Below are 14,070 nucleotides of genomic sequence, written 5' to 3'. Positions count from 1 at the left end.
CTTTAAGTTAGCGGATAAAGGTTATCACCAACTTAATTGCACGTTCTCACACTGATCTTAGTGCGGTAATGGAACCTATCCATCGTTTATTATCGTTGATTGACGTCGCTACGTTAACGGGCAGGTTAATTCTAATAGAGGTTTTGGGGAAAGTTGGAAGAATACATTATTAAAAATCTATATGGAGGCTTGTTTGAATGGTTGAATTAGACAAATTTGCCCCGAGAAAAATACATATTATAGGTTCCGTTGGGAGCGGTAAAACAACATTAGCCAGAAAACTATCAAATAAACTGAGTATTCCACATTACGAATTGGATAATGTTGTTTGGAAGAGACATAAACCGAGAGACATTAAAAGGACTGAGGAAGAAAGAGATCAACTGTTGAGCACAATTATTCATTCAAATACTTGGATTATAGAGGGTGCTCATTATAACGAATGGGTGTTCCAAAGTTTTAATAATGCTGATTTAATTATATTTTTGGATACTGATAATTCGAAACGAAAGTATCGAATTATCAGAAGATTTATCTTACAGTTACTCAGAATAGAAAAATCAAACTATAAACCGACTTTTAAAATATTCAGGAACATGTTTATCTGGAATGATAATTTTGAAAGTCGAATTAAACCGAAGGTTATAAATAAGATGGGACAATATTCTTCTAAGTCCATAACACTAAAAAATACAATCGAAATTATTAGCTCATTAAACTAAAGGGCAGTTTACATAAAAAGGAATTTGATCCGTAATAACGAATATAAACGAGGAATATACTTTTCACTTTCAGGGGGGAAGAGCTATGAAGAGAGGAAGGCCGAAGTCACTTATAATAGCGGTGATTGGGGCTATTGTTTGGATATTTAGTGCAGTAATAGGCTTATACATTCAGATAACCTCTATACCATTCCACCCAACATTCGAGGAAGCTCTTGAACCTCATAGTCCAGCTCCATTTTTTATATGTTTGGTAATTGCAGGCATTGGCTTAGTAGTTGCTGTTATATCAGGTATTAAGTATCTACTAGATCGATCGGCGCATCGTTTAGACAAATAAGTTAACCAACAATTTATTCAACTAACGGGAAACTTTAGTTCAAAACGTTTGAGGTGAGGTATATGCTGGAGGAGATATTTTCAATTATTTTTGGTGTTGCAATCTTCCTAGTATTTAAATTCAAATTAAGCAAAGACAAATTTTCATGGAGAGATTACATATTTGAGTTAATCGGGATTACGGTTTTCATTTTAATAATAAAGTGGATAATATCTTTTTTTTAAACTAAATTCTGCTGCCGACATTAATGGATTCTCTTTATAACTTAAATGATGACGGAACAATAAGAGAATTAACAACTTAGGTGCTGCAGCCATTATTGCGAGGGCATTAGTTAAAATTAGCCCCTGAGGGAAAAAATTATCTTCGGGATAAATTAGGAGTAAGAACTGATGACAATGTTAGATTACATTAAGAAATTCAAATTACTAATAAGTGGCTCATACATCAACCGAGCTAATGAGCTTGATGAAAATAAAGGAATATTTTTAAAGGAGATTACATTCGAAGTCAAAGCCAATAAAGGGGATTTAGATACTTTCCCTAATGGACTAATCCCCTGGATCAGTATAGAATCACCAGAAGATGAACTGGCACGATTGAGTAAAAAGGACGAAGTAGTTTTAAATTATAAAAGCATTTATATAGTCATAGACTACCCATTAAAAAAGCCCAAAGTGTTTGAAATAAATAATTCCAGACTATTAAGATCAGATTTAATCAATCAGATCAGTAAAATATATCATACTATTTATCAAGAAGAAGAAGATACTTCCAGCATTAAAACAATTCCAATGATGGAGAGAGGTAAACTTAAAAACAGGAATGAAACAAATGGCAAATACGGTATCTGGGGTCATGATCTTCGAGATCTAGATCTAAGTTCAGTCAATGTCGTTAAGAAAAACAATGGAGAAAATTATTTATACCTTAATATCGAATCTTAACGAAAGAATTAATTGTGAATATTTTTTTAAAGAGCATGTATCGAAACCGATGAAGTTCGCAGAATAGATGTTACACGACAGAACTGGTCAAAACATTTATAATTTAAGGGAGCAAACCTTAGTGATTAAAGGAATATTCGAAACTCATATTCATGTATCAGACTTGGAAAGATCGGCTAGTTTTTATTAAAATATTTTAGGTTTTGAGGTCGGGGCGATTGATAACAATCGTCGATCCCGATTGTATTGGGTAGGCAGTAGAGGTAGCTATATGTTTGGAATTTGGGAACGAAAAGATATTGAAATAGTAAGTCAACATTTTGCATTTAATATTGCATTAGAAGATATGGGTAGAGCAATTTCTAATTTAAATAATTACGGTATTGATACATTTGATTTTTTGAAGGATGGAACTTATAAACCGTTTGTATTTGGATGGATGCCAGCAGTATCAATATATTTTAAGGATCCGGATGGCCATGTAGTGGAGTATATTTCAATGCTATCTAATGAACCGAGACCTGACTTGGGTGTGTTATCGGTAGATGAATGGAATTCAATAAATGGACGGAATCAATAACAGAGAATTCAAATAAATGATAAATATTTTTGTGAGCATATTTGTGAGGCTATGTCCTTTGGATGGAAGTTGAACATTAAACTAACGGTGAACGAAAGCTCAATAATAATACAGGCTGCCGGTATATTCGGCAGCCTGTTCAAGTAACGGGCATGATAATTCAGTTAAGTATGGAACTCTATGGGTTACTAACGTCTATTAGAGCAAGGTATTTTTAATCATAGGGGGATTCTAGCAGTGTACGAGATCGTGTTTTTTGATGTTGACGGGACCATATTAAGTGAAGTGGATAGATGCATACCTGAAAGCACAAAATTGGCTATAAAAAGGCTTAGTGAAAAAGGTATTAAGGTCGTTGTTGCAACGGGGAGACCACATAATTTGTGCGAAGAACTAATTGCACTCGGCATTGATACTTTAATATCAGCAAATGGAGCACTTATTAAAGAAAAAAATAATGTTATTTATAAGTCAGCGTTATCTGTAAAAACGGTTCGTGAACTATCAAGTTTTGCCGAGCTAAATGGACACAGTCTTTCCTATTTTACAGATTTGATTTCAATGAACGGAATAGGAGTAGAAGAAAAACGTGTTAGAAGTGCACTATTAGAGACCCTAGGTCTTAGTCATTATCCTAAGAATTTAGATGCACTCTCAGAAGAGATTTACTGTATGTGTTTGTACGCTGATGAGAGTGAAGCTCAAAAATTCATTGATAACTTCCCGCAACTGCGGTTTGTACGTTTCCATAGATATGTAATAAACATTCTTGAAAAACAAGTGGTCTCTAAATCGGAAGCAATCAAAAAAGTGCTGGATTATTACAACATTGCCGTTAGTAATTCTATAGCTTTCGGCGACGGTGGTAATGATTTAGATATGCTAGAGTTCGTTGGCCTCGGTATTGCCATGGGTAATGGTGAGGAGAACCTTAAACAAAGGGCGGATTTCGTAACCAAAAAAGCAAGTGAAGATGGCATATACTATGCCCTAACTAAATTTGGCGTTATTTGATTCTGAACGAACTATATCATTGAACTAACGGAAACGATAGTGGAATAAACAAAAAGAGACCCGCTTGCATCTTCTGCAGCGGGTCTTATGTATATTTTAATTAAAAGGGGGTCACTTATTATTATAAAGAGTGGACTTTACCAATCGATGAATGTGATATTTCATTTTTGTTACAAAACAGAACTTCGACATCACCACGTTAGTTAGATTTCAGACTCCCTTACGATTCATGGGAGTTGGTGTCCCGGCAACCGGGAACCTCAGGAAACAGGAAGCCGCCTTGCGATATGTGCAAGGCGGCTTTGTTTTTATCGTAAACCCTTCATATAACTTTGAACTTTCGGGGCAAGCAGTAGCAAGATGAAACCAAGGATTAGTGATATCGCTCCAATGACACCGAAGTAACCCATTTCGTTTTCTGGTGTGTAGAACTTAACAATCTGTGCATTAACGGCCTGAGCGGCAGCGCTTGATAAGAACCACAGGCTCATGCTTTGCGCGTAGAAGGCGGCGGGCGCTAATTTGGTCGTAGCGGAGAGACCTACAGGTGATAAGCATAATTCACCGAGCACACATATGAAATAGCTCAGAACGAGCCATAATGGATTAACCAAAGACCCGGTGCCGCCAAAGTAAGCAGGTAATAGAATGATAATGAAGGATAAACCGGAGAACAATAAGCTTAATGCAAATTTTACAGGGATGGATGGTTGACGTTCTCCAAGCTTTACCCAAAACCAGGCGAATATGGGTGCAAAAATGATAATAAACAACGGATTTAACGATTGGAACCAAGCAGGTGAAATATGAATGCCTGCAAAGTCTAACTGTGTGCGTTCATCGGCATAATTGGCAAGGATGGTTGATCCTTGTTCTTGGATCGCCCAGAACATAACGGAAGCAATGAACAGCGGAATGTAAGCAATGATTCTGGAACGTTCGATAGCTGTTGTTTTAGGACTTCTGTACATGACAACGAAATAAAGGGTTGGAATGAGAATCCCGAGAATTCCCACTAACTTAACAAAAGTACTAAATGTAAGCAGCCCCATTGGAATTGTAATAGCCAGTGCTATAGCGACGAGAGCAACACCCAAGCCAATCCTGAAGAACGCTTTTGCCCTTTCAGCCGGTGAAAGAGGATTGGCGACGAATGTGCCGGCAAGACCGAGATTTTTTTTCTTGGTGAGCGTAAAAACGACGAGCCCTAGAAACATCCCTACAGCTGCAAATGCAAATCCTAGATGGAAGTTATATTGTGTGCCTACAGTTCCGACAACCAAAGGAGAAAGAAATGCTCCAAGGTTAATCCCCATATAGAAAATGCTGAATCCGGCATCGCGGCGGTTATCTTTTTCACCGTAAATTTCACCTACAACACTGGAAACATTAGGTTTTAACAAGCCTGTACCCAGCACGATGAGCACCATGGAAACAAAGAACAACGTGACGCTTCCAGGTACTGCAAGAACAATATGGCCAAACATAATCAAGATCCCGCCGTAAAATAAGGCTTTTGAAGTGCCGAATATTCTGTCGGCCAGCCAGCCGCCGATGATGCCGGACATATACACCAGCGAACCGTAGATGGACATAATGGCTAGAGAAAGGGTTTTGTCCAGTCCCAACCCACCTCTTGATACCTCATAGTACATATAGAAAACAAGGATAGCCCGCATACCATAATAAGAGAAGCGCTCCCAAAACTCGGTAAAGAAAAGTGTAAATAATCCCTTTGGGTGTCCGAGAAAGCCCTGTTGGGGGACACTCTCGACAATTTTTTGTTTATTTGCATCCGACATAAAATCAACCTCATTTATTTTTTTCTATTTATTGCCAATAAGTTATTAATTCCCATGTTGAGTATGATTTATGTGTTCAACACAAGTCGATTTAACTAACGGTGAACGATAGTTGAGGGGCTTGCTTCAAGGCAGCTCCTCTTTTGTTTATTAAAGTAATGGGAGTTTAAAATAAGTAGAAATTGAAACTTTTACCTTATAATTTGCGTCTAAACTTCTAAAGAGAATTTATTAGCAAGTAATCACTTTAAACCAACGGGTACACACGTTTGATTTCACCTAGAAAATTCAAATTACGATTCTATGCGTCTCAGAATGTTTGCTTATTATTAATTCGGTGCTATTAGGAGATAAAAATATGAACAAAAAGTGGATTACTATTACAATTTCTGGAGCGGTTATTACAGGAATACTCTCGCTTACACCTGCATTCGCTACTTCTACTCCAAAAGAAAATGCAACGACCTTTAAATTAGTAACTGTACCAGCAGAGCAACAGCAAAAGAAGGAAGTCGTAGATCGATTGTACAAATCATGGGAAAATGGAATTATTAAGATTGAGGAGAGTAAAGGTGAAAAATTTAAAAAGGATGACTGGGATTTAATTTACGGAGTTGATATTGACAGGGATTTCACAAACCAACTTTCAGATGTTGAAGCACAATCGTTCTTTATGGCACTAAACGAGGCTAAAAAAGAATATATAACGGGTGACTCTCAATATGGAATTTTGTTGAGTAAAGATCACAAGGCAGCCAGAGTAGTATGGGAACGTTCTAACGGAAGCTTTCATATAGCGGATATCGTTTTAAAAATCAAATCCACGATATTGAATAAAGAAGAAAATATATGGACACTGGTTAATCAAGAGGAACTGCATTAGGTAATGACCACGGTTCATCTGTTTTGTTGTAGGCATTTACAATTACTTTCTTAATGTTATTTTGACCCAAAAAAAGAAAACCGTCCTTTGAAAAGGCGGTTAATTTAAACCAATTGATTTTAAATATAGAGACGTCTTTCGCTGCTCATTGTAAACCCAGCGAAAGACGTCTTTATTATGTGGATAGACTAGGGAAAGGCATATTAATATCTGGCAGGTTAGGATGTCATTGGAGGAATCGTGTGCAAACCGCCATGTCATCGGAAAGTAAGTGATGTCTCGGAAATTCAATAGTGGGTAGACTTCAGCACTGTTATCTATGATTTCTTCGTTTACCTTAATAGGATAAGTAGGCAATACAGCTGTAAAGCACCGTTGCTATCGTTATTACCGACAAGTCTTGTTTCATTTCGGTCATTCCAGTTCCTGTGTTCTGAATCTCAAGCCCACCATCTTGGCTCCAATTGATTGTTAAGCCCAAGGCTTGGCAGTAATCCCAAGTCAGCGGGAAGTATGTGATGTCTTTAACTTTTACAGCGTTGTACTGCCCAGGAACAATAGACCAAACAAGCGGGATAATGATTGATCCAGGAATAACAGTCCAAAACTTTGATCCACTATTTAAGCAATAATGAATCGTTCAACTAACGAGGAACGTTAGTTCAATACTGACATGTAGGTAACTGATGAAAGGGGATGAGCTGTGATGAAGGGCATGCCGAAGCCGTTCAAATGGGTATTATTTTTTGTTTTCGGCGCTGTTTTAACCAGTCTTGATTTCCTGGCATTCTTATTCATTGGCTCTCCTGTACCCAGTGTAAACGAGCATTCAGAAGTACCTACAGAAAATGAAATTAACTACGAGGGTAGTAAATCGAAAGTTGAAATGAAATGGTGGAGTCCATTAAATAACCGTACTGAGCAAAAATGACCATATCGTAATCCTATTGGTCGGCTGATCTAACGAAGAACGTTAGTTGAATAAAACAGCGACAGTCTAGGACTTTATTTTCCTGTCCATGACTGTCGCTGTTTCTATTTCAGGGTCAGTCTAATACTTTTTTTACGGGACCTGACGTTCTAAATATTAAAAAGGCCGCGTAGGATCGGCAAGGTCAGTCTAATACTTTGTTTTCCTTCTTACACCGACGCAAGAACCGCAGCTGCGGTATGCAGAAAACAGTAAGTAAAAAGTAGTGCTTTTGGAAAAAGTATGGTATAGTAAATTCAATAACTGTAATAATTTATATGACAGTTTAGGTGGCAAGGCTTATGAAACCAGAATTTATTCATAATGGAGGTAATGCTAAAATGAATAATCAAAAAATCCAACCTGCCTCCAAGCTAGGACCTTTATTCGAGTCCTCCAAGCTTGGAACTTTGAACCTAAAGAACCGGGTCGTCATGGCTCCAATGACGAGAGCCTTCTCTCCAGGAGGAGTGCCGGGTCCTGATGTGGCCGCTTATTACCGTCGCCGTGCTGATAACGGTGTAGGGCTTATTATTACGGAGGGTACCCTGATCAACGATCCGGCTGCCACCAATAATCCGAATATTCCGAATTTCCATGGGGAGGAAGCGCTGAAGGGTTGGGCTCGCGTCGTCGCGGAAGTACATGAAGCCGGCGGGCTGATTATGCCGCAGCTATGGCATATCGGCACGGACCGTAAGGTAGGAGCCGTTCCGAACCCGGAGGAGCTGCCGATCGGACCTTCAGGCTTGGATCTCGCGACCGGGGAAAAAGTCAATGAGCCGATGAGTCAGGAAAGGATCGATTCCGTTGTTGCCGCTTACGCACAAGCGGCGGCGGATGCCAAACGGATCGGCTTTGACGGGATTGAGCTTCATGGCGCCCACGGCTATTTGATCGATCAGTTTTTCTGGGAGAGAACGAACCAGCGCACCGACAGCTATGGCGGAGACCTTGTGAAAAGAACCCGTTTTGCGGCTGAAATTATTGCGGCTTGCCGTCGCGCGGTAGGACCCGATTTCCCTATCCTACTGCGGATATCGCAATGGAAATCAAGTGATTATGAGGCGAAATTGGCAGCCAATCCGGATGAACTGGCCAAATTCCTTGCGCCGCTTGTAGAAGCGGGTGTTGATGTATTTCACTGCTCGACCCGCCGCTTCTGGGAACCGGAGTTCGCCGGTTCCGACCTGAATTTCGCAGGCTGGGTTAAAAAATTAACCGGCAAACCTACAATCACTGTGGGCTCCGTAGGTCTAGATAATGAGTTTCTATCCTCGTTTAGAGGGGAAAACGCAGGTACGGCGAACGTGGATACCTTGACCGACAAGCTTAACAATAGAGAGTTCGATCTGGTTGCAGTCGGCCGTGCGCTGCTGGTTGATCCGGCATGGGCGGCTAAGGTCCGCGATGGCCGGCTTGACGAGCTGAAGCCTTTCACCCCTGAAGCGCTGCGTTCGCTATCTTGATTCTGCTGTAATTCTAACCTTTTGTTTATATGATTGGGCACTCCGAGTTAGTGGGAGAGCCCGTTTTTTTTGTTTGACGACTTAACATGTGTTATAGCAATTCCTGCAATTGGCGATAGCGGGCGGAATTGATCGGTGGCCTTTTCTGAACGGGCAGATTAGTTTAATTGTGATATGCTGAACCGTATCATAAGTAAGTGAGGTTAAAAATAGAACCACTTAGAACGTTATTGTGACAACGGTTTAGGTGGTTGTTTTTGAAAGTAATCATCCAAATTCAACTATTTACAATGTAACAAAATCAGGGATAAGTTTCAAAACTTGCTCAAAGCTCGAAAATTTTTCCTCATTTGAATATAGATCTGTACCTAAAAAACATGACCTAACCAGAAGACTGAGGTTGGTTGATCAAATTATAGGCAGACTGTATCTTTACTCTCCTTCGAGTTATTGGCGCTTTAGTTGAGTAAGGCACAATAAGATAGCTCTTTTCGTATTTTATTATTTAACAATCTAGGCGCATAGATCTAATAGATCAAGCGTCTTTTTTTGTGTCAGATTGTGTAATTCTACGGACTGTTCTTGAGAGAATAGATGATTACGTTAATTAAATGATTTTCATATTTATGAAATTATTTCATATTATATTGCGTGTTACTCTAACATATATTATATTATTCATAATAATGAAAATTCGAGGTGAAGTGATGAATATAGGAATGGAAATAAAGAAATTGAGGACTGAAAAAGGAATTACTTTGAAAGAGTTAAGTGAAAAAAGCGAACTATCTGTTGGATTTCTGTCTCAATTAGAAAGGGGGCTTACTACCATAGCAGTTGATTCACTTGAAAAACTAGCTGATATTTTGGAAGTACATTTAACACATTTTTTTGATTATCCACTTAAAAGGAAAGATATGGTTTTAAGAAGTTATGAACAAGAATTAATGGATTCAGTAGAAGGTGGTTTTATTAAGTATAGTTTAAGTACAAATTTAGAAAATAAACAACTTTTTCCAAGGCTTATAGAAATTCTTCCTCAAAAGAAAGATGAAGAAATATTATCCTATAAGCATAAGGGAGAAGAGTTCATTTATGTTTTAGAGGGTATATTAACAGTTTACATAAATGGTCAGAGGCATGAAGTATATCCTGGTGACAGTGTTCATATGGACTCAAATATTGCCCACAATTGGGCTAATTATACGAACAAAAAGGTCAAGCTTATAGCTGTTAATACGCCTAATTATATCTATAATAGTGGGTTTTATACTACAGATGCTGATTAGTAAAGACATTATATAAAGTAAATAGAAAGTGATCATAACTATGGATAAATTTGTATTATATCTAATCGGTTCTTTTTTTGTAATCGGAGCTATTGATTATATTACCGGAAATCATTTGAAACTGGGTGGGAAATTTGAGGAAGGCATAAAGACCATGGGAGCTTTAGGGCTTGGCATGATAGGAATACTTTCTTTAGCCCCTATATTTACAAATTTTTTATCCGCTGAGATTATTCCAATCTTTAGAGTTTTTCATCTAGATCCTTCTATCGTTCCTGCAGCATTTTTAGCTGTAGATATGGGGGGCTATCAAATGGCTAATGAGCTAGCATTGACAGAGGAAATGGGGGCATTCTCAGGAATTATCATCGCATCTACATTAGGAGCCACAATTAGTTTTTCAATACCTGTCGCGTTAGGGATGCTTTCTAAAGAGGATGAAAAATATTTTTCTAAGGGTGTGTTGGTTGGAATTATTACTATACCAATAGGATGTCTTGCAGCAGGCTTATGGCAAAAAATAAATATCAATATATTAGTATGGAATCTGGTACCTATATTTGTTTTTGCCATTATTTTAGGAGCAGGATTATTAAAAGCTCCTCATGTTTTTATAAAAGTTTTTAATGTATTTGGAAAGCTTATAATGAGTTTGAGTACTGTTGGATTACTTTTACAAGGTATAGATGTGATATTTGGTGTAAGGCTTGTCTCAGGATTAGCACCACTATCTGAATCTACTGTAATAGTAGGCAAGATCGCATTTGTTTTAGGTGGAGCATATCCTATGCTAGCACTTATCAATCGAATTTTTAAAAATAGTTTTAAAGAAATAGGGGAGAAATTTGGAATTAATTCAGTGTCAGTAGCAGGCATTCTAGGAAGTTTGGCTAGTAATCTGTTGATATTTGGAACATTTAAGGAAATGAATCCTAAAGGAAAAGTGGTATGTACTGCCTTTGGAGTAAGTGGAGCATTTGTATTTGGAGGTCAATTTGGATTTGTATCAGGAGTAGCCCCAGAAATGTTAGGAGCGTTTATCATATCAAAGCTTACAGCAGGAATAATTAGTATAGTACTAGCTGCATGGCTATATGATCGTGAAAATAAAGAATTTAGTCTTAAGGAAAATGGAGGTATTAGTAATGAATATCAGGGATAGGGTCGAAAAGTTAAGACAGCTAATGAAAGAAAATCAAATGGATGCTTATATAATTCCCAGTTTTGATGCACATCAGAGCGAATATGTAGCAGAACATTGGAAATGTAGACAATGGATATCAGGATTTACAGGGTCTGCAGGTACTGTAGTTATTACATTAGAGGATGCTGGGTTATGGACAGATGGTAGATACTATATTCAAGCAGAAAAGCAGCTTGAGGGCTCAGGAATCAGATTATTTAGAATGGTGGATCCAGGGGTACCATTTTATTCAGAATGGCTAGCAGATGTTCTTAATGAAGGAAGCATTGTGGGCTTTGATGGAAATGTTTTTTCAATTAATATGGTTAAAAAGATGGAAAAAGATCTAAAAGCAAAGAGAATCGTATTAAAAATGAATCAAGATTTAATTGGTGATCTGTGGGAAGATAGACCGGAGATTCCTAAAGGACCAATTTTTACTCATGACGTAAAATATGCAGGCAAATCACAAGTAGAAAAATTAAATGAAGTAAGAAAAGAAATGAAAAATATAGGAGCAAATTATTATATTTTAACTTCCCTTGATGACATTGCATGGCTTTTGAATATAAGAGGGGCCGATGTGCCTAACAATCCAGTTGTAATAGCTAATGTAATCGTAGCAGAACATAAATGTTATTTATTTATTGATTCTTGCAAGGTTTCCCCTTTGGTTAAATTAGAACTGGAGGCTGAAGGAATCAAGTTAAAAGCGAATCATGAAATACAAACTTTCTTAGGAAATCTTTCAAGCGGAGATACCATTATTTTAGATACGAATAAAACAAATAGCAGATTATATAATGCCATTAACAGTATTACAAAGAAAATTGAAAGTCCTGACATCACGACTAATTTAAAAGCTATTAAAAATGAAGTTGAGATTAAAAATGTAAAATGGTGTGAAATAAAAGATGGTTTAGCCATGGTGAAATTTATAAAATGGCTAAAAAACGTTGTAGACAAAGAAGAAATTACAGAGATTACTGCAGAAGAAAGATTAGAAGATTTCAGAAGGGCGCAGGAAGGATATGTTGGACCTAGCTTTGATACGATAGCAGGTTATAGAGAACATGCTGCGATGATGCATTATAAAGCCAATAAAGAAACGCAATTTACTCTTAAGAATGAAGGTCTTTTTTTAATTGATTCAGGCGGACAGTATTATGATGGAACAACAGATATTACACGAACGATTGTTTTAGGAAAACTTACCGATGAACAAAAAAGAGATTTTACTTTGGTGTTAAAAGGATTTATTGCATTAAGCTCAGTAAAATATTTATACGGAGCTACAGGCTCTAACTTAGATGTTTTAGCAAGGCAACCAATATGGCAGTATGGTTTAGACTATAAATGCGGGACAGGACATGGGGTAGGTTTTTTCTTGAATGTTCATGAAGGACCACAAAGCATAAGGAATAATAATAATAATAATGTTACATTAGAAAAAGGCATGATTATTACGAATGAACCGGGAATATACCTTGAAGGTAAATATGGAATTAGAATTGAAAATATGATGTTAGTAGTTGAAGACGAGAAAACAGAGTTTGGTCAATTTATGAAGTTTGAAACAATTACGTATTGCCCAATTGATTTAGCCGGTATCAATAAAGATATGTTAACAGAGAGTGAAAAGCAATGGTTAAACAATTATCATCAAGAGGTAAATATGAAGCTAGCTCCTTATTTAAATGAAGAAGAGAGCGGATGGCTAAGGGAAGAAACTAGGGAAATATAAATAGGTATTGCCGAATACAAGTAATATTTTTCGCCTTAAAGTATAAAATCAATGATATTCACTAACCTTTATGCCGATTCCTTTAAAGTACAAGTAGAAATTACAAAAGAGACATATGGATTAAATAGAATTCCGGGTGTTTTTAACCAGTTATGCAGGTGGTTTATGGAGGAAGGAATGGCTGCTTCAACACGAGGGGTCTTATAAAAAGGAATAGGAAGGGATTAAGAATACTAGGTACTCACTTAGGTTCGTTACAGAGAACCTTATCACAAGTAGGGCGAAATTTGTTGGAGAGGAATTGCTATTCCTTTGTTGTGGAACATCGGGTCTCCCTGTTTTTCACTTCTCCGCCATTATTTAGCACTCCACAATTTTTTATTTGTGTCACATTACGCAGCCCTTTCCCATCATACAGGTACAAAATGGAAAGGGATGATTCTGATGCTAAAATATGATGTAGCAGTTGTGGGTGGAGGAGTGTCTAATAATTTGGGGGAAAATTCAAGAAATGACAAGCAGGCATATTTTTGCCTGCGCTTTTTTATTTAATTGTGGGAAATGTCGGGTGACAAGAACATATAAGCTTAAAAGTCGCGCAGTTGCGGCTTTTTTTGTTTTAACGATATATGTTCTTGTCAAAAGCCAATGACAAGAACATATATCGTTTGCCGAATGATGACAAGAACTTGAATTGTTATGCACAACTGAAAACCTTTCTCAACAACTTGTTAAATTAGATGAATTATAAAACGTATGTTGGAAAGAGGCAACGATTGAGCTAACGGGCAGTTTAATGCAGCAAGAATCAATTTTATTCAATCTGGAGAAAATACCTAAAAAAAGGGTGGCGATTGGATGAAAAAAACTTTAGTGATATTAGTGACTCTTTTGCTTATTTTAACAACATCAACATCATATGCCTCAGAAGAACAATCAAAACGAGAAGATGTATTAGAAGACGCATTAATTGACCTACTACAACCTCAAATGTATCAAGCAGTCCAATGGTTTGGTGTTAAAAGAATACAAGGTAAGAACAAGAGAATCTAAAGAAATATACCAATGTAGAGGACCAGCTTAGTATTATCTATTGAACGAAGAACGATAGTGAAGGAGCTTGCATC

At 37.4% G+C, this 14,070-nt stretch carries 12 protein-coding genes; 11 read left to right on the top strand and 1 reads right to left on the bottom strand.

The window, feature by feature from the left end; genetic code table 11:
* Window positions 1–197: 197 nt before the first annotated feature.
* The 4 genes from GC098_RS24985 to GC098_RS24970 all read left to right on the top strand — a co-directional run bounded on the left by GC098_RS24985 (window position 198) and on the right by GC098_RS24970 (window position 3,603).
* Window positions 198–722, top strand: a complete 525-nt coding sequence (locus tag GC098_RS24985; protein WP_171645930.1) for an AAA family ATPase — start codon at window positions 198–200, stop codon at window positions 720–722.
* Between the two features lie 732 nt (window positions 723–1,454).
* Window positions 1,455–2,009: a hypothetical protein gene (locus GC098_RS24980; RefSeq protein ID WP_171645929.1), complete on the top strand. Its 555-nt coding sequence runs from the start codon at window positions 1,455–1,457 to the stop codon at window positions 2,007–2,009.
* 271 nt (window positions 2,010–2,280) lie between these two features.
* Window positions 2,281–2,589: a VOC family protein gene (locus GC098_RS40275; RefSeq protein ID WP_246358933.1), complete on the top strand. Its 309-nt coding sequence runs from the start codon at window positions 2,281–2,283 to the stop codon at window positions 2,587–2,589.
* Window positions 2,590–2,826: 237 nt separating this feature from the next.
* Complete coding sequence (locus tag GC098_RS24970; protein WP_171645928.1) at window positions 2,827–3,603, top strand: Cof-type HAD-IIB family hydrolase; 777 nt, start codon at window positions 2,827–2,829, stop codon at window positions 3,601–3,603.
* Window positions 3,604–3,911: 308 nt separating this feature from the next.
* On the opposite strand, the gene GC098_RS24965 is transcribed toward GC098_RS24970, so the two are convergent.
* Window positions 3,912–5,405, bottom strand: coding sequence for a peptide MFS transporter (locus GC098_RS24965; RefSeq protein ID WP_171645927.1), 1,494 nt, complete (start codon window positions 5,403–5,405; stop codon window positions 3,912–3,914).
* Window positions 5,406–5,763: 358 nt separating this feature from the next.
* Here GC098_RS24965 and GC098_RS24960 point away from each other — a divergent pair, with 358 nt between their 5' ends.
* The 7 genes from GC098_RS24960 (at window position 5,764) to GC098_RS24930 (ending at window position 13,996) form a co-directional block, all read left to right on the top strand.
* Window positions 5,764–6,288, top strand: a complete 525-nt coding sequence (locus GC098_RS24960) for a hypothetical protein (protein WP_171645926.1) — start codon at window positions 5,764–5,766, stop codon at window positions 6,286–6,288.
* 706 nt (window positions 6,289–6,994) lie between these two features.
* Entirely contained in the window at window positions 6,995–7,219 is a 225-nt protein-coding gene (locus GC098_RS24955) for a hypothetical protein (RefSeq protein WP_171645925.1), read from the top strand.
* 380 nt (window positions 7,220–7,599) lie between these two features.
* Window positions 7,600–8,727, top strand: coding sequence for an NADH:flavin oxidoreductase (locus tag GC098_RS24950; protein WP_171645932.1), 1,128 nt, complete (start codon window positions 7,600–7,602; stop codon window positions 8,725–8,727).
* A 626-nt stretch (window positions 8,728–9,353) separates the two neighbouring features.
* Window positions 9,354–10,016: a helix-turn-helix domain-containing protein gene (locus tag GC098_RS24945; RefSeq protein WP_246358931.1), complete on the top strand. Its 663-nt coding sequence runs from the start codon at window positions 9,354–9,356 to the stop codon at window positions 10,014–10,016.
* Window positions 10,017–10,056: 40 nt separating this feature from the next.
* Entirely contained in the window at window positions 10,057–11,178 is a 1,122-nt protein-coding gene (gene eutH, locus GC098_RS24940) for an ethanolamine utilization protein EutH (RefSeq protein WP_171645924.1), read from the top strand.
* On the top strand, window positions 11,162–12,943 hold the full coding sequence (locus GC098_RS24935) for an aminopeptidase P family protein (RefSeq protein WP_171645923.1): 1,782 nt from the start codon (window positions 11,162–11,164) through the stop codon (window positions 12,941–12,943). The genes eutH and GC098_RS24935 overlap by 17 nt, the downstream gene beginning before the upstream one ends.
* 858 nt (window positions 12,944–13,801) lie before the next feature.
* Window positions 13,802–13,996 (top strand): hypothetical protein, encoded by a 195-nt coding sequence (locus GC098_RS24930; protein WP_171645922.1) that lies wholly within the window; start codon window positions 13,802–13,804, stop codon window positions 13,994–13,996.
* Window positions 13,997–14,070: the final 74 nt, after the last annotated feature.

Source organism: Paenibacillus phytorum, assembly GCF_013141715.1.
GTDB classification, from domain to species: Bacteria; Bacillota; Bacilli; order Paenibacillales; family NBRC-103111; genus Paenibacillus_E; species Paenibacillus_E phytorum.
This window is presented reverse-complemented; position numbering and strand designations above follow the sequence as displayed.